The organism is Pseudomonas sp. 1152_12, from assembly GCF_052850675.1.
Genome location: NZ_VXCW01000003.1, coordinates 216958 through 236085, shown reverse-complemented (window position 1 = coordinate 236085; position 19128 = coordinate 216958). Strand labels below are relative to the sequence as shown.

Annotated in this window: 21 protein-coding genes; 9 read left to right on the top strand and 12 right to left on the bottom strand. The window is 61.1% G+C overall.

Going from position 1 to position 19128, the window contains the following annotated elements:
• Positions 1-4: 4 nt before the first annotated feature.
• From FW764_RS06485 to dksA, 3 genes are read right to left on the bottom strand one after another with little or no spacing between them, the layout of a single operon-like run.
• Entirely contained in the window at positions 5-649 is a 645-nt protein-coding gene (locus FW764_RS06485) for a DUF1826 domain-containing protein (protein ID WP_446433241.1), read from the bottom strand.
• A complete protein-coding gene (gene zigA, locus FW764_RS06480) occupies positions 649-1854 on the bottom strand; it encodes a zinc metallochaperone GTPase ZigA (RefSeq protein WP_446433240.1) in 1206 nt (401 codons plus the stop codon). The genes FW764_RS06485 and zigA overlap by 1 nt, the downstream gene beginning before the upstream one ends.
• Before the next feature lie 27 nt (positions 1855-1881).
• Entirely contained in the window at positions 1882-2286 is a 405-nt protein-coding gene (dksA, locus tag FW764_RS06475; RefSeq protein WP_446433239.1) for an RNA polymerase-binding protein DksA, read from the bottom strand.
• A 126-nt stretch (positions 2287-2412) separates the two neighbouring features.
• On the opposite strand from dksA, the gene FW764_RS06470 reads away from it, so the two are divergent.
• Positions 2413-2781, top strand: a complete 369-nt coding sequence (locus FW764_RS06470; RefSeq protein ID WP_446433238.1) for a glutamine synthetase — start codon at positions 2413-2415, stop codon at positions 2779-2781.
• Here FW764_RS06470 and FW764_RS06465 read toward each other — a convergent pair.
• Positions 2778-3989, bottom strand: coding sequence for an N-acetylmuramoyl-L-alanine amidase (locus tag FW764_RS06465; protein WP_446433237.1), 1212 nt, complete (start codon positions 3987-3989; stop codon positions 2778-2780). The genes FW764_RS06470 and FW764_RS06465 overlap by 4 nt on opposite strands.
• Before the next feature lie 128 nt (positions 3990-4117).
• Here FW764_RS06465 and folE2 point away from each other — a divergent pair, with 128 nt between their 5' ends.
• From folE2 to FW764_RS06430, 7 genes are read left to right on the top strand one after another with little or no spacing between them, the layout of a single operon-like run.
• Positions 4118-5014, top strand: coding sequence for a GTP cyclohydrolase FolE2 (gene folE2 / locus FW764_RS06460; RefSeq protein ID WP_446433236.1), 897 nt, complete (start codon positions 4118-4120; stop codon positions 5012-5014).
• A complete protein-coding gene (locus FW764_RS06455) occupies positions 5011-5679 on the top strand; it encodes a metal ABC transporter ATP-binding protein (RefSeq protein WP_446433235.1) in 669 nt (222 codons plus the stop codon). Before folE2 ends, FW764_RS06455 begins: the two co-directional genes overlap by 4 nt.
• On the top strand, positions 5679-6545 hold the full coding sequence (locus tag FW764_RS06450) for a metal ABC transporter permease (RefSeq protein ID WP_446433234.1): 867 nt from the start codon (positions 5679-5681) through the stop codon (positions 6543-6545). The genes FW764_RS06455 and FW764_RS06450 overlap by 1 nt, the downstream gene beginning before the upstream one ends.
• Positions 6546-6556: 11 nt before the next feature.
• Positions 6557-7435, top strand: a complete 879-nt coding sequence (locus tag FW764_RS06445) for a metal ABC transporter substrate-binding protein (RefSeq protein WP_446433233.1) — start codon at positions 6557-6559, stop codon at positions 7433-7435.
• Complete coding sequence (hisI, locus tag FW764_RS06440; protein ID WP_446433232.1) at positions 7432-7845, top strand: phosphoribosyl-AMP cyclohydrolase; 414 nt, start codon at positions 7432-7434, stop codon at positions 7843-7845. The genes FW764_RS06445 and hisI overlap by 4 nt, the downstream gene beginning before the upstream one ends.
• Positions 7842-8402, top strand: a complete 561-nt coding sequence (locus FW764_RS06435) for a gamma carbonic anhydrase family protein (protein ID WP_017135756.1) — start codon at positions 7842-7844, stop codon at positions 8400-8402. The genes hisI and FW764_RS06435 overlap by 4 nt, the downstream gene beginning before the upstream one ends.
• Positions 8403-8405: 3 nt before the next feature.
• Entirely contained in the window at positions 8406-9743 is a 1338-nt protein-coding gene (locus tag FW764_RS06430; protein WP_446433231.1) for a dihydroorotase, read from the top strand.
• Here the strand turns inward: FW764_RS06430 and FW764_RS06425 are convergent.
• On the bottom strand, positions 9740-10261 hold the full coding sequence (locus FW764_RS06425; RefSeq protein WP_446433230.1) for a DUF3617 domain-containing protein: 522 nt from the start codon (positions 10259-10261) through the stop codon (positions 9740-9742). The genes FW764_RS06430 and FW764_RS06425 overlap by 4 nt on opposite strands.
• A gap of 130 nt (positions 10262-10391) precedes the next feature.
• Here FW764_RS06425 and cls point away from each other — a divergent pair, with 130 nt between their 5' ends.
• Positions 10392-11831 (top strand): cardiolipin synthase, encoded by a 1440-nt coding sequence (cls, locus tag FW764_RS06420; protein ID WP_446433229.1) that lies wholly within the window; start codon positions 10392-10394, stop codon positions 11829-11831.
• A gap of 69 nt (positions 11832-11900) precedes the next feature.
• On the opposite strand, the gene cfaB is transcribed toward cls, so the two are convergent.
• From cfaB to hflC, 7 genes are all read right to left on the bottom strand, one after another.
• Positions 11901-13085, bottom strand: a complete 1185-nt coding sequence (gene cfaB, locus FW764_RS06415; RefSeq protein WP_446433228.1) for a C17 cyclopropane fatty acid synthase CfaB — start codon at positions 13083-13085, stop codon at positions 11901-11903.
• 86 nt (positions 13086-13171) lie between these two features.
• Entirely contained in the window at positions 13172-13960 is a 789-nt protein-coding gene (locus tag FW764_RS06410; RefSeq protein ID WP_446433227.1) for an HvfC/BufC family peptide modification chaperone, read from the bottom strand.
• Positions 13951-14796, bottom strand: a complete 846-nt coding sequence (gene bufB / locus FW764_RS06405) for an MNIO family bufferin maturase (RefSeq protein ID WP_446433226.1) — start codon at positions 14794-14796, stop codon at positions 13951-13953. The genes FW764_RS06410 and bufB overlap by 10 nt, the downstream gene beginning before the upstream one ends.
• Positions 14797-14863: 67 nt before the next feature.
• The gene (gene bufA2 / locus FW764_RS06400) at positions 14864-15115 is read right to left on the bottom strand and encodes a BufA2 family periplasmic bufferin-type metallophore (protein ID WP_094949036.1); all 252 of its coding nucleotides are present in this window, start codon (positions 15113-15115) and stop codon (positions 14864-14866) included.
• A gap of 115 nt (positions 15116-15230) precedes the next feature.
• Positions 15231-17117, bottom strand: coding sequence for a cation-translocating P-type ATPase (locus FW764_RS06395; RefSeq protein WP_446433225.1), 1887 nt, complete (start codon positions 17115-17117; stop codon positions 15231-15233).
• Positions 17114-18148, bottom strand: a complete 1035-nt coding sequence (gene hflK / locus FW764_RS06390) for a protease modulator HflK (RefSeq protein ID WP_446433224.1) — start codon at positions 18146-18148, stop codon at positions 17114-17116. The genes FW764_RS06395 and hflK overlap by 4 nt, the downstream gene beginning before the upstream one ends.
• Positions 18145-19116 (bottom strand): protease modulator HflC, encoded by a 972-nt coding sequence (gene hflC, locus FW764_RS06385; RefSeq protein WP_446433223.1) that lies wholly within the window; start codon positions 19114-19116, stop codon positions 18145-18147. Before hflC ends, hflK begins: the two co-directional genes overlap by 4 nt.
• Positions 19117-19128: the final 12 nt, after the last annotated feature.

The window sequence follows — 19128 nt, the reverse complement described above, 5'->3', positions numbered from 1 at the left end:
CCGGTTATGCGAGCCAATCCAGCGTCAGGATCAAGCGGCGCTCATCGGCCTTGAGTGCGGGCGAGCGATGAATCAAACCATGACCTTCGTTGCCAAGCCATTTGGTGCCCTTAAGCATCGCCACTTCGCCGCAGAGAATCTGCTCGATGCGCTCAGTGGGTTCCGCGTCCGGCTGGGCCAGTTTGCGGCGGTCCATCACGCCTTCACGCAGCCACTGACTGCCAATGCCAGCATAAGTAGTGATCAGCCGCACTGGCACATGGTCAACGTGAAAACGCGGGCACATAGCCTTGTCCAGCAGCCGCAAGCGCACGCCAATGCGCTTGGCGCCCAGCAAACAGGCAAACGCGCTGACCAGCCACGACACGTCAGCAATAAACCCGTCGTAGCCTTCAAGATCACGGCAACTGGACGCCAAACCCTGCAAGTTCGGCACGGCATCTTCGGTATTGAGTTCAATCACCAAGGACTCGGCCAACGGCTCGTTTAGCGCCACCAGCAAAGCACCGAACTCGGCGATATGCAGGGGCAACTGGCGTTGCCAAACCGCCAGGTTCACGCCGTCATCGAGGACATCAGCCAGCGCCAGCGGGGTTTCACCACGGGTCTGGCGGATCACCGGGCGTAGCGGGATAACTGGGGCCAACATCAGGCGACCTGCTCGAACCAAGGGCCAAACGGGTCGGCCAACTGGCGCCAACCTTCGACCCCCAGGGCCATTTCTTCATCGGTGAGCAAGCAGGTGTCCAGCTCGGCACGCATCTGGGTGAAGTCGATGTTTTGCCCGATAAACACCAGCTCCTGGCGGCAATCGCCAGTGCTCGGCTGCCAGTTGCCCATGATCGCTGCCACGCTTTCTTCGTCCTGGGGCCACTGGCTTTTCGGCACAAAGCGCCACCAACGCCCGGCAAAACCATGGCGCATCAGCCCACCAGCCTGGGACCAACTGCCTGCATCCTGATGTTTGCTCGCCAGCCAGAAAAAACCCTTGGAGCGCAGCAGTTTGCCGTTCACCCATGGGCGGTCGATAAAGTCGAAAAACCGCTGAGGATGAAACGGACGGCGTGCGCGATAAGCCGTGGAGGCGATGCCGTATTCCTCGGTTTCCGGTACATGTTCACCGCGCAGTTCCTGCAACCAGCCCGGCGCCTGTGCCGCGCGTTCGAAGTCGAAGCGACCGGTGTTGAGGATCTTATTCAACGGCACTTCGCCCATGACCATCGGGATGATTTCCGCCTGAGCGTTAAGGCGCTCGAGGATCGCCATTAATTCTTCGCGCTCGCGACTGCTGATCAAATCGATCTTGCTGATCAGGATCACGTCGGCGAACTCGATCTGCTCGATCAGCAGGTCGGTGATCGAGCGTTCGTCCTCTTCACCCAAGGTTTCACCGCGTGAGGCCAGGCTTTCAGCGGCTTGGTAGTCGAGCAGGAAGTTCATCCCATCGACCACGGTGACCATGGTGTCCAAGCGCGCGATATCGGCCAGGCTTTGCTCGTTCTCGTCGCGAAAGGTGAAGGTTTCGGCCACGGGCAACGGCTCGGAAATGCCGGTGGATTCGATCAACAGGTAATCAAACCGACCTTCCTTGGCGAGTTTTCCGACTTCTTCCAGCAAGTCTTCGCGCAAGGTGCAGCAGATGCAGCCGTTGCTCATCTCCACCAGTTTCTCTTCGGAGCGGTTAAGGGTGACGTCGCGCTGCACCTCGCTGCCGTCGATGTTGATTTCGCTCATGTCGTTGACGATCACCGCCACCCGCAGGTTGTCGCGGTTACGCAGAACGTAGTTGAGCAGCGTGCTTTTACCGGCGCCGAGAAAGCCGGACAACACAGTAACGGGGAGACGATTGGGCATCAGGTATTCCTCATCAAGGGTGGCCGGTCAAATCGCCCGTCGGTGGCGTTCGCGCAGCTCTTCACGTTCTTTGGCTTCGATACTCAGGGTCGCGGTGGGGCGCAGCAGCAGGCGTTTCAGACCAATGGGGTCGCCGGTTTCACGGCACCAGCCGTACTCACCACGAGCGAGCAATTCCAGGGCGTCGTCGATCTTGTCCAACAGCTTTTTTTCGCGCTCCAGTAGGCGCAGTTGCCATTGCCGCTGTTCTTCAGCGCTGCCCACATCGGCGGGATCACTGTTGGTTTCCTGCTCGCGCAGCACCAGAAACTCGGCTTCGATGCGCGCCTGCAGTTCGTAGCGCTGGTCCAGCAGCAGTTCGCGGAAGAAACCTTGCTGGGCTTCATTCATGTAGTCGGCGGGCGGTTGCGCCAGCAGGTCTTGTTCAGTCATGGAGAGCGGTTCACGGATCAGGTTGTGTTTTAATGTTATAGTATAACAACACAAATAAGCCAATCTCCCTTGCTCGTCACGACGAAGAGCGCAATGCTTGAACACTTTCTTGCCCCGAGAAGCGCTATGAAATACCTGGTGTGCGCCCTGTTGTTGGCCGTGGCAATACCGGCAGGCGCCCAAACCCCGAGCCTATTGGCGAACTGCACGCGCAGCGCCAACCTGCTGGCCTGTGTTGACCCGCTGGGCAATGCCTATAGCGTAGCGACTGTCGGCAGCACCACGTATTTGCGCGGGTTCGAGGTAATCGGCAAACGCTACTGGGCACAGACCAACAGCCGCTATGGGCAGCTGACGTTCTTTACCGGGTTGGCCTCCGATGGTGAGGCGTGGGTCGGCTACTCGCGCCGCGTGGGCTGGACCACGATCAACCGGTTTTCCAGTTCAGGTGGCGCCAGCGCCAAATTCACGTGCAGCCGCCTTACCGGCTGTTAAACCTGGCCGTTCTTCTGCTCTTGAACCCAGGCCATGTAGCTGTTCATCGGAGGGTTCTTCTCGAAGTATTTTTTCAGCCCCTCGAACAGCCCATCCGCGACCGCCTGTTGATGGCGCGCCGTCACCAGCCGCTGGGCGTCTCGGGTATTGGAGATAAACCCGGTCTCGACCAGGATCGACGGCACGTCGGGTGATTTAAGCACCGCGAAACCTGCCTGCTCCACGCGCTTCTGGTGCAGCGTGGTGATGCTTTGCAAGCTGCCCAACACTGAGCTGCCCAGTTGCAGGCTGGAGGCGATGGTGGCATTCATCGACATGTCGAGAATCACCCCGGCCAGCATCGGGTCCTTGTCCTTGAGATTGAGCAACGTGGTGGCGCCCAGCAAATCCGCGCCGTTTTCGCGCTGCGCCATGAAGCGCGCCGTGGCGGAGGTGGCGCCGCCTTCAGACAACGCATACACCGACGCCCCGGATGCTGTGAGCCGTGGCGCAGCATCGGCGTGCACCGAAATAAACATATCGGCCTTGTGCTGGTGGGCGATGTCCACGCGCTTGCGCAGCGGTACGAAGAAGTCATCGTTGCGCACCAGCTTCACGTCAAAGCCCTTCTCGCGCTTCAAGCGTCTGGCCAGCAATTGGGCGATGGACAGCACCACATCTTTCTCGCGCTGGCCCTTGGAGCCGATCGCGCCCGGGTCTTTGCCTCCATGGCCAGGGTCAACTACCACCATGATGTCACGCTTGGGATGCGCTTTACCCACCGGCGCTACCAAGGGCGGCGGTTCGGCGGCGATTTGGCGCGGCGCGTGGGTAGCGTTGGTCAGGTCAAGCACCAGGCGATGGCCTTGACCATCCTGCGGCGGCAACAAGAAGCTGTTGAGCTGCATCGGCGCGGCCAGGTCCAGCACGATACGCGTATCACCTTTGCCGAAATGCCCGGAACGGATCGAGGTGATCCCACTGTTCTTCAACGCCAGCTGCGAGAAATCACCGCTGAGCCCGGCGCCGCTCAGGTCGATGATCAAACGTTCCGGCGCGGTCAGGGAAAAGGTCTTGTATTGCACCGGACCGCTGAGGTCAAACACCAGTCGCAGTTTGTCGTCGGAGCGCCACAGGCGCGCATTACGAATCTGTGTAGCGAAGGCCCCCAATGGAAAGGTGAACAGAGGGCTAACCAGCAGCAGGTTGAGGAGCTGACGTCTGTGCATGACATATACCGCAAATAGAGGAGCGTCCCTGCTCGACGTGACTGAGGAAAGGCTGGAGCAGAAAAAGCATCGTCGACTTAATCGTTATAATATAACATGTCTTTTTATTTCCAACGATGGACCTGCTCATGAATGCGCTGACTCTGCCGGATATCGCCGCGCAGGCTTCACGCCAAGCCTTGCCGCTCGACTGGGTGGGCATGTGCGGCATCGCCTTGCCTATCCTCATCGACGGCCAACGCCTGGCTGCCACTGCCGATGTGGGCGTCAGCCTGGACGACGGCGAGGCCCGTGGTATTCATATGTCTCGCCTGTACCTGGCCCTGGAAATGCTCGACCAGCAGCTTCTTACGCCTGCACTTCTGCGTAATGTACTGCAGCGCTTTCTTGAGAGTCATGAAGGATTATCTAAGAACGCCTACCTGCGGATTCACACGGGCTTGCTGCTAAAACGTCCGGCGCTGGTCAGTCCATTAGCAGGCTGGAAAGGTTATCCCGTGTGCATCGAGGCGTGCCTGGAAAACCAGATGTTCCACGTGGAACTAAAAATTGACGTTACGTATTCCTCAACCTGCCCCTGCTCCGCTGCGCTCGCCAGGCAATTGATTCAGCAGCAATTTCTTAAAGACTTTGCCAACACTCCGCTACAACACGAGGATGTGCTGACCTGGCTCGGAAGCGCCAACGGTATTGTCGCGACGCCGCACAGCCAACGCAGCAGCGCAGAGCTCTCCATTCAGCTGGACGCCAACCAGTCCACCTTGCCGCTCACCGACCTGATCGACGCCGTCGAGGCCGCCCTCGGCACCGCCGTGCAAACCGCGGTGAAACGTGCGGACGAACAAGCCTTCGCCCTGGCCAACGGGCAGAACCTGATGTTCTGCGAAGACGCAGCTCGCCGCCTCAACCTCGCCTTGAAATGCTCGGATGCCGTCAAAGCCTTCCACCTGAAAGTGATCCACGCCGAAAGCCTGCACGCGCACGATGCCGTGGCTGAAAGCCGCTGGACGAGAGACTCTGCATGATCACTTGTAACGCTTTGCGCTGGGGTGCACCTGGGCAACCACTCACTCCTGCGCTGGATTTGACCCTTGAAAAAGGCAGCCTAACCGGCATCATCGGCGCCAACGGCACCGGCAAAAGCAGCCTGCTCAAAGTCATCGCAGGCCTGCAGAAACCGCTGGCGGGAAAAGTCAGCGTGGAGGTTCCACGCCGCGCAGGCCTGTCGTTCCTGCCTCAGCAACAACACCTGGATCGGCAGTTTCCGATCAGTTTGCAAGAGTTAGTCGCCGCTGGTTTTTGGGGCACTCAGCTTACCCCGCCACAACGCAAGGAGCGCCTGCAGGCCGTCTTAGAGGATTGGTGCCTCAGTGGCTTGGAACACCGCCCGTTGATGGCCTTGTCCGGTGGCGAACTGCAACGCGCCCTGCTCGCCCGCATGAGCCTGGCCGAAGCGCCGGTGTTGTTGCTCGACGAACCCCACGCCGCCCTCGACGAAGACGGCCAGGCGCTGTGCTGGAAACACATCCACGCCTGGCACGACCAAGGCCGCACGATCATCGTCGTCTGTCATGACCTGGCATCTGTGCGCCGCCACACCCAAAACGTGGTGCAGATCAAAAGCACCGGCTGTGTGTTCGGCCCCAGCAAAGAGCTGATCCGCCCGCAACCTCACATGCAGGTGGCCTGATGCACATCGCCGCCCACTTGTGGATGCCTTTTTCCGACTTCGTATTCATGCGCCGCGCGCTGATCGGCGGGCTGGTACTTGCCTGCAGCACTGCTCCGCTGGGTGTGTTTCTGATCCTGCGACGCATGAGCCTGATCGGTGACGCCGTCGCCCACGGCATCCTGCCCGGCGCCGCATTAGGCTTCTGGTTTGCCGGGCTCAGCCTGCCCGCGCTGACCATCGGCGGCCTTGGCGCGGGCCTGAGCATGGCCGGTTTGTCCGCCTGGATCACCCGCCGCACCGGCCTGCGCGAAGACGCCAGCCTCGCCGCCATCTACCCGATCTCGCTGGCCGCCGGCGTGCTGATTCTCGGCCTCGCCGGCAAGCGGCTGGACCTGCTGCACCTGCTGTTCGGCTCGGCCCTGGCGGTGGATGAAACCACCCTCACCGGCATGCTCTGGGTCTCCAGTTTCAGCCTGATCGCCATGGCGCTGATCTACAAACCGCTGCTGCTGGACACCCTCGACCCGCTGTTCCTGCAAACCGTCAGCCGCCTCGGCCCGCTGGCTCACGGGATGTTCCTGACCTTGGTGGTGCTGAACCTGGTGATCGGTTTTCAGGCCATCGGCGCATTGATGGTGGTGGGCCTGATGATGCTGCCGGCGATTGCTTCACGCTTCTGGAGCCGGCGCCTGCCGGTGTTGATCGCGGTATCGGCGGTGCTGGGATGCCTGTCGGTGTGGTTAGGTTTGTTGCTGTCGTTCTACTACTCGCTGCCCAGCGGCCCGGCCATCGTGCTGGTGGCTGGCGGTGGGTATTTGCTGTCTGTGATCTTCGGTCCGGTGCACGGCTTGCTGCGCCGCCCGCCCTTGCTTACATCCCAATGAGGTGTTTCCCGATGCGCGCTCTACTCGTGCTGTTCAGCCTGCTGCTGCCCTTGTCGATAGCCCAGGCCGCCGACAAACTCCAAGTGGTTACCAGCTTCAGTATTCTCGATGACATCACCCACCAGATCGGTGGCGATCACATCCAGATCAGCAACATGGTGGGCCCGGACGCCGACGCCCATACCTACGAACCCACCCCGGACGACGCCAAGGCGCTGCTCAAAGCGCGGGTCATCATCAAGAACGGCCTGGGCTTCGAGCCCTGGTTGGACCGCCTGGTAACCAGCACCGAAACCAAAGCCACGGTCGTGACCGCCAGCAAAGGCGTGATCTCCCACACCATGAACGAAGACGGCGAAACCATCCCCGACCCGCACGCCTGGCATAACTTGGCCAACGCCGAAATCTATGTGAACAACATCACCAAGGCGCTGGTGGCCGCCGATCCGGCCAACAAAGCCGACTACCAGCGCAACAGCCAAACCTACCTGAAAGAAATCTACCGCCTGCTGGCCGAAGCCAAGACCAAGTTCGGCGCGCTGCCACCGGGCAACCGTCGCATCGTCACCTCCCATGATGCCTTCGGTTACCTGGGCCAGGCCTATGGCATCCAGTTCCTGGCACCGCAAGGTCTGTCGACGGAGCGTGAGCCGTCGGCCGCAGAAGTCGCGGCGCTGATCACTCAGATCCGCAAGGACAAGGTCAAAGCCGTGTTCATGGAAAACATCAAAGACTCGCGCCTGCTCAAGCAAATTGCTGACGAAAGCGGCGCGCAGATCGGCGGCACGTTGTACTCCGACGCACTCGCCGCCGAAGGCCCGGCCAGCACCTTTACCGGGCTGTTCGAATACAACCTCAACACCCTGTGCGCGGCCCTGAGCAAGCCATGACCTTAAGCATGCTCGACCTGGAAGCGGCTGCCATCGGCAGCAGCTTTCCCCTCGAACCGGTGCTCGACGCCCTGCCATGGAACAGTGACGGCCTGATTGCCGCCATCGCCCAGCAACACGGCAGCGGCGAAGTGCTGATGCTGGCCTGGATGAACCGCCAGGCCCTCAGCGAAACCCTTGCCACCGGGCAGGTCTGTTACTGGTCGCGCTCGCGCCAGCGGCTATGGCGTAAAGGCGAAAGCTCTGGCCACTGGCAACAGTTGGTCGAGGCGCGCCTGGATTGCGACGGCGACGCGGTGTTGCTGATCGTGGACCAGCAAGGCCCGGCCTGCCATACCGGTCGGCCGACCTGCTTCTACAACGCCATTGATGGCGATTTTGTTCACATCATTACGGAGCCCGTTGCATGATCCGCAAAAACCCTTCCGGCGATCTGCCGGTGATTGCCGAGTCAGCCTATGTCGATAAAACCGCGATCATCTGCGGCAAGGTCATCATCGGCGAGAACGTGTTCGTCGGCCCTTACGCCGTGATCCGCGCCGACGAAGTCGACGCTACCGGCGACATGGACCCGATCACCATCGGCGCCAATTCGAATATCCAGGACGGCGTGGTCATCCACTCCAAGTCCGGCGCGGCGGTGACTATCGGAGAGTTTACCTCCATTGCGCATCGCTCCATCGTCCACGGCCCCTGCACCGTCGGCGACCGCGTCTTTATCGGTTTTAACAGCGTGCTGTTCAACTGCGCCGTCGGTGATGGCTGCGTGGTTCGCCACAACTCAGTGGTCGATGGGCGCGACCTGCCCGCCGCCTTCTATGTGCCCTCCACCACCCGCATCGGCCCTAACACTGACCTGTCGCAATTCCCGCCAGTGAGTGTCAGCGCCTCCGAGTTTTCTGAAGACGTGGCGCGCACCAACGTCGACCTGGTACGCGGTTACAAAGCCCTGCAAAACGAGTTCTGAACCATGAGCCGCCTGCTGATTCGCAATGCCCGCCTAGTGAATGAAGGCCAGGAGTTCGACGCCGATGTATTGGTCGCCAATGGCCGCATCGAGAAGATTGCCGCCAGCCTCGAAGGCTACAACGAACCGGTAGAGATCGACGCCCAAGGCCAATGGCTGCTGCCCGGCATGATCGACGACCAAGTGCACTTTCGCGAACCCGGCGCGCCTGACAAAGGCAGTTTCTACAGCGAATCGCGCGCGGCGGTGGCCGGTGGCATTACCAGCTTCATGGACATGCCCAACACCAACCCTGCGACCCTGAACCTCGAAGCCCTCGCCGATAAAAAGCGCAGGGCCGCGTTGTACTCGGTGGCCAACTACGGCTTTCACTTTGGCGTGAGCAACGACAACTTGGACACCGTCGCTGCCCTCGACCCGCGCGAAGTGGCCGGGGTCAAAGTGTTCATGGGCGCCTCCACCGGCAATATGTTGGTGGACGACCCGCGGATTCTGGAGCGGCTGTTTGCCGAAGTACCGACCATCCTCCTCGCCCATTGCGAACACACACCAAGTATCCTGGCGAACGAACAGCGCCTGCGTGAGCGCTTCGGCGAGCACATCCCCGCCGTCGCCCACCCGCTGATCCGCGATGCCGAAGCCTGTTATCGCTCATCGTCTTTTGCGGTGGAACTGGCCAAGCGTCACGGCACGCGCCTACACGTGCTGCACCTGACCAGCGCGCGCGAACTGACCCTGTTCGAAGACAAGCCCTTATCGGAAAAGCGCATCACCGCCGAGGTCTGCCTGCACCATCTGCTGTTCGATGATCGCGACTATCATCGCCTCGGCCACCAGATCAAATGCAACCCGGCGATCAAGACCCGCGCCGACCGCGATGCGCTGCGCCTGGCCTTGCTGAGTGATCGTCTGGATGTGATCGGCAGTGATCATGCGCCGCATACCTGGGCGCAGAAACAGTTGGGCTATCGCCATGCGCCATCGGGCCTGCCGCTGGTGCAGCACGCGTTACCGGCGTTGTTGGAGTTGGTGAGCGACGGGCATTTGCCGCTGACCACGCTGGTGGCGAAGACCAGTCACCGCGTGGCCGACCTGTTCGCCATCCACGATCGGGGCTATTTACGCGAAGGCTATTGGGCCGACCTGGTGCTGATCAAGCCCGAGCCCGAAGGCAAACCCGTCAGCAGCCAACCGATCCTCGCACGCTGCGGCTGGACCCCCTTTGCCGAGCGCAGCTTTCGCCACAGCGTCAGCACCACGCTGGTGTCTGGCCACCTGGCGTGGCACAACGGCCAGGTAGTCGACAGTTGCCAGGGTTTGCCCCTGCATTTTGTGCGTTAAGCGCGGGGTTTGACCGTACCGCAATCGTTGCCCAGCCACTGGGCGTGCGTGTCCAGGCTGCCCTTTTGCTGGATGCCGGTGGCATTGAACGTGCCGTTAACGGTGGTGGTGAATTCCCGCTGGCTTTGGAAAGTCGCAACGCCAGTGCCCTGGGCTTTAGGGCAGCTAAAACGGAATTTCCACTGGTTACCGGTCTTGTCGGTCACTTCCTGTTTGCAGCCCGATTGTGGGTCGGTCAACGGGATGGAATCAGAGGCAACCTGGGCTGGCGTGAGGCACACCTGCACGCCTTTACCTGCCATGGTGATGCCCTGTTTTTCGAGCATGGCGCGCTGTTCAGGCGTCATCTGTTGCTTGAGCTGACCGAGGATCAGCGACAGGTCCGGCAGGTCCTGGTTATCGACTTTCATATTGCTGGTGGTCAATTCCCACAAGCCCGGCGCCAACATCTGCGCCTGAGCCGCCACGGGCAGCGTCAATCCAACAACCATGGCCAAACCAAGCAGACGAGCATTCATCGGGTAACTCCTGGGTAATTGTGGGCGTTAGACGCCGCAAAGTTGTCAGTGTTGCACGGCAAATAAAATAGCGACATTCGCAGCCTTTCATGGTCTGTTACGCACTGGATTGTCTGGAGTTAAGTCGTTCATGGATTTTTTTGGCCCGCACCTGCTCGCCTACTTCATTGCCACGCTGCACTTTCTCGGGACGCTCGCCGCGATTCACGCGGTGCTGACCGTCAGGACCGCCCAAGGCTCGATCGCCTGGGCCTTGTCGCTGATGTTCATGCCTTACCTCACACTGATCCCCTACCTGATATTCGGCCGTAGCACCTTCGACGCTTACATCCAGGCACGCCGCCAAGCCAACCAGGAAATGCACACCGCTATCACCGAGCTGAACTGGCGCCCTTGGGTCGAAGAAGCCCTGGCCGCGCGCAACTCCAGCGCCTACGCGTCCCTGCGCGCCATGCCCAAGCTGGGCCGCATGCCGTGCCTGGCCAACAATGAAGTGCGCTTGCTGATCAATGGCGAAGCCACGTTCAGCGCGATTTTCGAGGCGATTCGCAACGCCAAGACCGCCGTGCTGTTCCAGTTTTTCATCATTCATGACGACGATCTTGGCAGGCAGTTGCATGCCTTGCTGAAGGAAAAAGCTGCCGAAGGCGTAGATATTTACGTGCTCTACGACCGCATCGGCAGCCACGCCCTGCCCTACAGTTATGTGCAGTCGCTGCGCGACGCTGGAGTCAAAGTCAAAGCGTTCGCCACCCGCAGCGGTTGGCTCAATCGCTTTCAGGTCAACTTCCGCAACCACCGCAAGATCGTGGTGGTGGACGGCATCACCGGGTTTGTCGGTGGGCATAATGTCGGTGATGAGTACTTGGGCAAAAAGCCGCCGCTGGCACCGTGGCGCGATACCCATGTGCAGGTCACAGGCCCTGTAGTGGCATGCCTGCAGGAGTCGTTTGCCGAAGACTGGTTCTGGGCCGCACGAGAATTGCCGCCGCTGATCCTGCCGGACGCTTACCCCGAAGACGGTGTGCTCTGCCAGTTGCTCGCCAGTGGGCCGGCCGACCCGTATGAAACCTGCTCACTGTTTTTCGTCGAGGCCATTCACGCAGCGACCGAGCGGGTGTGGATCACCAGCCCGTATTTCGTGCCCGATGAAGCCGTGTTTGCGGCCCTGCGCCTGGCGGTGCTGCGCGGCGTGGATGTACGTCTGCTACTGCCGTCGCGGCCGGACCACCGCATCGTCTATGCCGCTTCCAGCCTGTATGCGATCGAAGCGGTACGCGCCGGCGTGCGGGTATTCCGCTACAAGCCGGGCTTCCTGCATCAGAAAGTGGTGTTGGTGGACAGCGAAATCAGCGCCATCGGCAGTGCGAACATGGACAACCGTTCGTTCCGGCTGAATTTTGAAGTGATGTTGCTGACGGTCGATAAAGGCTTTGCCAGCGAAGTGGAACAGATGCTGCTGGACGACTTCGCCTTGGCGCATGAGGTCAGCCAAGAGGAAAGCCGCGAGACCCGTCGCCTGCAACAGTTGGGCATGCGGGTAGCACGGCTTATTTCACCCATCCTCTGAACACAACAGAACAAATGTGGGGGCTGGCAAGCCAGCTCCCACATTTTTTAGATCTTCGGTGTTCCTAAGTCAGCGGTAGATATCCTCCCGCGTCCACGGCAGTTCATGACTGCCATCGGCATGCGGCTTCACCGCCAATATCTGATGCAGGTTGATCCAGCCCCGCGCAAACGCATACGCGCAACCCGCCAAGTACAGCCGCCAGATGCGCAACGCTTGCTCCGGTACCATCCTCGCCGCCGCCTCCAAGTTGTCTTCCAGGCGCTCGCTCCAATGGTCCAGCGTGCGCGCGTAGTGCAGGCGCAGGCTTTCGACGTCGACCACTTCCAGCCCGACCTCGCTGATTTCCGCCGTCATCATCGCCAGGTGCGGCAGCTCGCCGTTGGGGAACACATAACGCTCGATAAACTCCCCGGCGCCACGGCCAACTGGGCGGCCGTCGGTGTGTTTAGCAGTAATGCCATGGTTCATCACCAAGCCGCCTTCACGCACTGCGCCAAACAGGACCTTGCAGTACTGCGCCAGGTTGGCGTGGCCGACGTGTTCAAACATGCCCACGCTCACCACTTTGTCGAAACGACCGTCTTGCGGCAGGTCGCGGTAGTCGAGCAGTTGCAGGTCCACCAGGCCTTCCAGGCCCTCGGCTTTGACCCGTTCCCGGGCCAACTCCAGTTGTTCCTTACTCAGGGTGATGCCAAACACTTTGACCCCGAACTCACGCGCCGCAAACCGCGCCAGCCCGCCCCAACCGCAGCCTACGTCGAGCAAATACTCACCCGGCTGCAAGCGCAACTTGCGGCACAGGTGGCGAAATTTGTCTTGTTGAGCTTGGTCGATGGATTCGCTGCCAGTTTCGAAATAACCGCAGGAGTACGCCATGTCCTGGTCCAGCCACAGCTGGTAGAACTCGTTGGACAGGTCGTAATGGTAGGAAATGGCCGCTGCGTCAGTGGCCTTGTCGTGGATCGAGCGCACCGGACGACTCCCCTCGTCGTCATCAATCAGAGCGTGACTCAACTCGTCACATACCCGGATCACTTCGGTGATGGAGCCTTCCAGCTCCAATTTGCCCTCAACGAAGGCTTCGCCCAGTGAGTCGAGCGTTGGGTGGGTCAGGCTGGAAACGACCGTGGGGTCCTTCACCACGATGGTCACACTGGGCTCTGGGCCCAAGTTGAATTCATGGCCGTCCCAGAGTCGAAAACGTAGCGGTAGCTTAAGATTCTGTAAGGCCGGTGGAAGTTGCGCGAGCATGAGTAATCCCCCTTGTTTCAGACGTCTGATGTGAGGGTAGACCATCCGAAGACAAAGTAGGAGGCTATCGATTTGATAGCGCTGTTCTATGGGGCTCGTCGCTCGAGCACACCGTCCTGGATCCACTGTTTCAGCCACGTAACCGCTTGCAGTGGCGCACCCTCTCCAGTAGTGACTGCCAACGATGCGCACAGTTCTGAAAAACTCCAGCCAGTGGTCACCATTCCCGCCAAAGCCCAGGCTTCGGCCGGCTCCAGGCTGCGGTAATGGCACACGTTCTGGTGACGCCACACCAGGCAAATCTGCGCCAACTCCAATGCCTGGCTGTCAGGGAAATCCGACTCATCCTTGCTCGCCCGCCAGATCGCCACGCTGTTGAAATGGCACAGCACCTGTTGCACCGACGGCGCCAGGCTTACCTGCAAACCCGGCCAGTCTTCGGGCGCCAGTTGCGCCATGTCATTAAGGCCCAGTGGTTCACCCTGCGGCGCATCGAATGCCAGCGTAAACGCCCACTCCAACCGCGCCAGTTCGGCCAGCGGCGCGCTTTGCTCTGCCACCAGATGCTCGACAAGAAACGCCGGGAAACGCTCGCCCAGCCAGCGCAGGCTGTAATGGGCAGACGGATAGCGCCGCACATAGGCGTCTGTCAGCAACGCGAATTCATCGTCACCCAGCCAATACCGGATGGCGCCGAAGTCATGCCGCAAAACCTCCTGCAGCCGCGAAACATAGGCGTTGTGGTAAATCGCCAGGCCCGTGTCCACATCCAGGGTCGGCCCGCCCAACAAGGTGGCGGCAAAAGCGCTGTTGGCCATCGAGCTCTCGGACAACAGGTGCTGTTCAAACGCCAACTGCCAATCGCTCAGGCGCATAACGCTCTCCTGGCCAATGCAGTCGCGCCCAGTTCACGGGCCTTGCTCAGCTCGGTGAGCAGCTCTTCGAAGGGCGGGAAATGGTCATCGCGCTCCAACAACGTCGACACCGGCCCCAACAGCTCTAGCGTTTGCTGATAAAGCGCCCACACCGGGTCGCAGACCGGATGGTCGTGGGTATCGACCACGTAATCGCCGTAATCCATATGCCCGGCCAAGTGCAGCTGGCGAATGCTTTCGGGCGGCAGGCTGCGGATAAAGGTCCAGGCGTCGAACCCGTGATTACGCGAACTGACATACACATTGTTGACGTCCAGCAACAGCTGGCAGCCCGTGAGATGAGCCAAGGCATTGAGGAATTCCCACTCGGTGAATTCATCCGCCTTGGAGCGCACGTAGCTGGAGACATTTTCCAATACTAACGGGCGCTGTAACACGTCCTGCACTTGGCGAACGCGGCCGGCTACGTGATAAAGGCTTTCTTCGGTGTAAGGCAGTGGCAGCAAGTCGTGCAATTGGTGCGCGCTGCCGCGGCTCCAGCACAGGTGATCGGAAATCCACGCCGGCTGAATGCGCTCGGCGAGCTGTTTGATGTGTTTCAAGTAATCGGTATCGAGGGCATGCGGCCCACCGATGGACAGGGACACACCGTGCATCACCAAGGGATAACGCTCGGCTATCGCGTCCAGGTAATACAAGGCTTTACCGCCCTGGACCAGATAATTCTCGGAGATCACTTCGAACCAATCCACGGCCGGCGATTGTTCAAGAATCTGCTGGTAGTACTCACTGCGTAAACCCAGGCCGTAACCCAGACTTGGAAGGGACGCGGACATGACTCACTCCAAGGCAAAGTGTCCGCAGCGGTAGGGGGCATCCGCTGCGGGTGCACTTGGTTGCCGGTTATTCGCCGACGGTGCCGCCTTTCTGGTCGCACATGGCTTTGCTCATGGAGAGGAAGCCCTGGCCTTTGCAAGAACCCTGACCTTTGCACGCGTGGTCTTTGGTTTTGCAGTCGTTCTGGCCTTTGCAAGCGTTGACGCCATAGCAATGCACAGCGGTATCAGCGGCTTGAGCCTGAGTGGCAACACCAGCAAACATAGTAGCGGCGGCCATTGCGAGGGCGGCACCAGCAGCAGCGGATTTGATGTTCATCGTGTATTCCTCATGATCGGTAGTGGAGCCGGTCTGAACGGATTGTTCAGTCTCGACATACCACTAGAGTGAGGTCCCTTATCCGCGTTACAGCCGTGTGCAAATATTTCTAAAATTAATCGTCGAGCTTCAAAAGCGGCTCCTGAAAGCGCAGCAAACGCCCGGCGTTGCCCAGTACCAGCAAGGTGCTGAGGTTATGCAGCACCGCCGCAATCATCGCGCCTGCGGCACCTAGCCAACCAAACGCGGCGAACACAACGATGGCCAAGGTCCAACCCAAACCGATGATCACGTTGACCTGTAACGTATGGCGGCACTGGCGACTCAAGCGCACACAGGTGCCCAGTCGCCGCAGGTCGCTGCCGATCAACACCACATCCGCCGACGCGAGTGCGATGTCCGCCCCGCCCGCGCCCATCGCCACACCGACTACGCCTGCCTTGAGCGCCAGCGAGTCGTTGATACCGTCACCGACCACCATCGGCCGGAAGCCGCTGCTGATTTCCCCCAGCACGCGGTTGAGCTTGTCTTCCGGCAGCGCCTGGGCTTCGACGTCGCTGATGCCCACGTCCAGCGCCAGGCTGTCCGCCACGCTTTGACGGTCGCCGGTCAGCAGCAGTTGGCGGCCCAGGCCCAAGTCCCGTAGTTCTTGCAGTGCCTGACGCGCTTCCGGCTTGACGCTGTCAGCCAGCAACAGCCAGGCGAGGAATTGCCCGTTCAAAGCCAGCCCGGCAATCGGGCCGTCATGGTTCGGGACCGCGGTAGTGGCGATACCCAGTTGCTCAAACAACTCCGGCCGCCCCAAGGCCGCTTCGCCCTGCTCGGTCTGCGCCACCACGCCAAGCCCCTGGCGTTCGCGAATATCCGTGAGCCCCAGCATTTGTTCCTGCGTCGCCAACCCCGCCAGTGCACGACTGACCGGGTGGCTGCTGGCCGAACCCAGGCTGGCCGCCAGGTTCAGCAGCACCTGCCGATCCGGCGCCGTGGTTTCGACAGATTGCAGGCGCAACGTGCCAAAGGTCAGCGTGCCGGTTTTATCCACAACCAACGACGTCAAATCCGCCAGCTCTTCGAGGAACGCTGAGCTGCGAATCAAAATCCCGTGCCGCGCTGCCACCGCAATCCCGGCAATCGCCGTGGCCGGTGCCGACAGCACTAACGCACACGGGCACGCCGCCACCAGCACGGCGAGCATTGCCTGCGCGTCATTGGTCACAAACCAGGTCACCGCCGCCAGCAACAACACCAGCACCATATAGCTGCCGGCGTAACGCTCCAGCAGCCGCGTGATCGGTGGCTTAGAACGCTCGGCGTTCTGCATCAGCGCGATGACCTTGCCCAAGGTCGATTCATTACCCGTGCGGGTCACTTCAAGGCGCAGCAAACCGTCGAGGTTGATCGCGCCACCAAACACCTGCACGCCAACACTGGCTTCCAGCGGCACCGACTCACCCGTAATGGGCGCCGTGTCCAGGCTCGCCTGGCCCGACAGCACCACGCCATCGGCGGGCACGCGGTCACCGGCACGCACTTCGACGATATCGCCCGTGTTCAGCGTGCCGTTATCCACTTCCACGATGCTGCCGTCAGCCTGCACCAACCGCGCGTGGCTGCGGGTCAGTTTGCCTAGCGCATGAATCGCTTCCTGGGAGCCGATCACGCTGCGCTCTTCCAGCACATGACCAAAAATCATGATGATCGGCAGCAAGGCGGCAGTCAGCAGATCGCCCGTGGCCCACGCGCCCATCATCGCCAGGGCGATCAACTGGTCGGTGATGCCATGCAGGCTCGGGTAACGCAGGCTGTACCAGGCCGAGCGCATCACCGGCACGGCCACCAGTAAGGAGGCGACGCCGAGCAGCAGTTGGCTCACACCGTTCTGGTCCGGCGCCAGCCAGCGCCACACCAACCCCAATACCAGCAAGCCCAACGCCAACATGGCCAGGGTCAATTGCCGCGCAGCACTGCGCTGCTCGGCGGACGTCAGCATAGGCGCGCTCATTGTTCGGCTCCCTGAATGATCAAACGGGAGTCGTCTTTAGGATCGACCGTGGTCACGGAACCGGCCTGGCCGAGAATCTTCGGCAGCCGCTCGCGGTACAGCCGTAGCATTAAGCCCGGGTCTTTGACCTGGGCCAGGCTTGCGACGGTGGCGGTTTGCGCCTGAGCATTGGCCAGGCGCTCGCTGGCCTGGGCGTGGGCGACTTGCACCACGCGGTCGGCCTCTTGGTTCGCGGTTTGGGTGAGTTTTTCTGCGTCGGTACGTGCGTTGGCCACGGCTTTGTCGGCTTGCTGGCTGGCGGTCAGCACAGCGTTGAATGCATTCACCGCCGGGCCCGGCAGGCTCGACTGCACATCGACACGCGTCACTTGGATGCCCAATCCCAAACCAGTGGAAGCCAACTCCGCCAGACGCTTATTGATGCCTTGCACCAGATCACCACGCAGCCGCTCACGGCGCTCGGCGGCGCCGTTATCGCTGCCGATCAGTTCAGGGCGCGCCACCAGAATCGTGTCCAGATCGCGCGCGGCCGTCAGGGCCACGGCGCTGCGCGTCACCAGGCGGTCCAACGCCGGCAGCACATGCTCGCCTTGCAGCACAAACGCGTAGGGTTCGGTGACCTTGTAGAACACCCGCACATCCAGCTGCACTACCCCGGCATCGCCGGTCAGCAGGTAGCCGGAGCCGGCCAGTGCGTCGCTCAACGGCGTGGCAAAACTGGCCACGCGGTCGGCCTGCGTTGCCGCGTCGGAACGCAAAAGGTTCTCCACGCGACGTTCGATCACACGATCCGCCGCTGGCAACAGAACCACTTGCTCGAACGGCTGCGGCCACGCCAACAACAGCCCGGCATTTTGAATACGGTCCAGCGCGCCGAAGTGCAACACCACCGCACGGTTCTGCGGGTCGATCTGGCGCACATTGGAAAACGCCCAGGCCAACGCCGCCAACACGGTCACCGCGTACAACGCCAGGAAGGTCAGGCGCCCAGCCTGGATCCATGGGCTGTCCGGGCTGTCACGCTCACTCATGGTTGAACATCCTTCGGCCCATCGACCAGCGCGCGGAACGGCGCAGCGTCGGTGCGCAGGATGATCTTGGTGCCCGGCGTCACCACCGTGCCCAAAGTGTCCAGCGAGCGCAGCAAGTTATACAGCTGCGGATTACCGGCGTAGGCACGCCCATAAATCTGTGCGGCTTCGACCCTCGACTGCGCCTCGATGTCGGCGGCTTTCACGGTGGCATCAGCCTGCACGATACGCGCATCACGCTCGGCGGCGGAGCGAATCTGCGCCGCTTCACGTTTGCCCACGGCCGTGCGCTCGGTGGCGATGGTTTCGCGCTCGGCACGCATGCGGTCGACGGTGGCGGTGAGCGTCACCGACGGCAGCGTCAGGCGCTCGACACCGACTTGCACCACGCGCACGCCATAAGTGGTGAGCAATTGTTGATCAATCTGCTGGCGCAACTGCGCCTCGAAATCGGCGATGCGCACTTGGCTGGCGTCGGTGTTGATCAGGCTGGACAGGTCGAAACTCGCGGCGGTGGTTTCCAGCGCCGAGCCGACAAAGGTGCGAATCTGCCGCGCCGCTTCATCCGGCTGGTTCTGCACCGCACGCATAAAGCGCTGCACATTGTCGGCATCGCCCTGCACCTGCCACGCCACATAGGCTTGCACGATGATGCGCAGGCCATCGCGAGTGCCCACATCCTGCAAACCGCTGGAGGTAGTGCGCAAGCGCAGGTCCACCGGGATCGCCGCTTCGAACGGCGCTGGCCAGCGCCAGCCCAGGCCCGGTTCCAGCAGCACCCGCGACGGGTTGCCGAACCGCGTAATCACCGTGGCTTCGCCGGAGCGCACCTGCACCAGGCTGGCGGCTGCTACCGCAAACAGCACCAGCAACACCGCCCAGGCCATGCGCCGCCAAGGGAATGGGCCAGCCGCTTGCTCATCACCGTGGTGGTGATGATGACCGTGATCGTGAGAATGAGCGCTCAACAGACAGACTCC

Coding starts and splice junctions, on each gene's coding strand:
- FW764_RS06410 (WP_446433227.1), bottom strand. CDS start 13,960: ATGCGCCTGAGCGATTGGCAGTTGGCGTTTGAACAGCACCTGTTGTCC.
- FW764_RS06455 (WP_446433235.1), top strand. CDS start 5,011: ATGATCACTTGTAACGCTTTGCGCTGGGGTGCACCTGGGCAACCACTC.
- FW764_RS06395 (WP_446433225.1), bottom strand. CDS start 17,117: ATGAGCGCGCCTATGCTGACGTCCGCCGAGCAGCGCAGTGCTGCGCGG.
- FW764_RS06465 (WP_446433237.1), bottom strand. CDS start 3,989: ATGCACAGACGTCAGCTCCTCAACCTGCTGCTGGTTAGCCCTCTGTTC.
- hisI (WP_446433232.1), top strand. CDS start 7,432: ATGACCTTAAGCATGCTCGACCTGGAAGCGGCTGCCATCGGCAGCAGC.
- FW764_RS06445 (WP_446433233.1), top strand. CDS start 6,557: ATGCGCGCTCTACTCGTGCTGTTCAGCCTGCTGCTGCCCTTGTCGATA.
- zigA (WP_446433240.1), bottom strand. CDS start 1,854: ATGCCCAATCGTCTCCCCGTTACTGTGTTGTCCGGCTTTCTCGGCGCC.
- FW764_RS06485 (WP_446433241.1), bottom strand. CDS start 649: ATGTTGGCCCCAGTTATCCCGCTACGCCCGGTGATCCGCCAGACCCGT.
- FW764_RS06470 (WP_446433238.1), top strand. CDS start 2,413: ATGAAATACCTGGTGTGCGCCCTGTTGTTGGCCGTGGCAATACCGGCA.
- folE2 (WP_446433236.1), top strand. CDS start 4,118: ATGAATGCGCTGACTCTGCCGGATATCGCCGCGCAGGCTTCACGCCAA.
- FW764_RS06435 (WP_017135756.1), top strand. CDS start 7,842: ATGATCCGCAAAAACCCTTCCGGCGATCTGCCGGTGATTGCCGAGTCA.
- dksA (WP_446433239.1), bottom strand. CDS start 2,286: ATGACTGAACAAGACCTGCTGGCGCAACCGCCCGCCGACTACATGAAT.
- hflK (WP_446433224.1), bottom strand. CDS start 18,148: ATGAGTGAGCGTGACAGCCCGGACAGCCCATGGATCCAGGCTGGGCGC.
- bufB (WP_446433226.1), bottom strand. CDS start 14,796: ATGTCCGCGTCCCTTCCAAGTCTGGGTTACGGCCTGGGTTTACGCAGT.
- FW764_RS06430 (WP_446433231.1), top strand. CDS start 8,406: ATGAGCCGCCTGCTGATTCGCAATGCCCGCCTAGTGAATGAAGGCCAG.
- cfaB (WP_446433228.1), bottom strand. CDS start 13,085: ATGCTCGCGCAACTTCCACCGGCCTTACAGAATCTTAAGCTACCGCTA.
- cls (WP_446433229.1), top strand. CDS start 10,392: ATGGATTTTTTTGGCCCGCACCTGCTCGCCTACTTCATTGCCACGCTG.
- FW764_RS06450 (WP_446433234.1), top strand. CDS start 5,679: ATGCACATCGCCGCCCACTTGTGGATGCCTTTTTCCGACTTCGTATTC.
- FW764_RS06425 (WP_446433230.1), bottom strand. CDS start 10,261: ATGAATGCTCGTCTGCTTGGTTTGGCCATGGTTGTTGGATTGACGCTG.
- bufA2 (WP_094949036.1), bottom strand. CDS start 15,115: ATGAACATCAAATCCGCTGCTGCTGGTGCCGCCCTCGCAATGGCCGCC.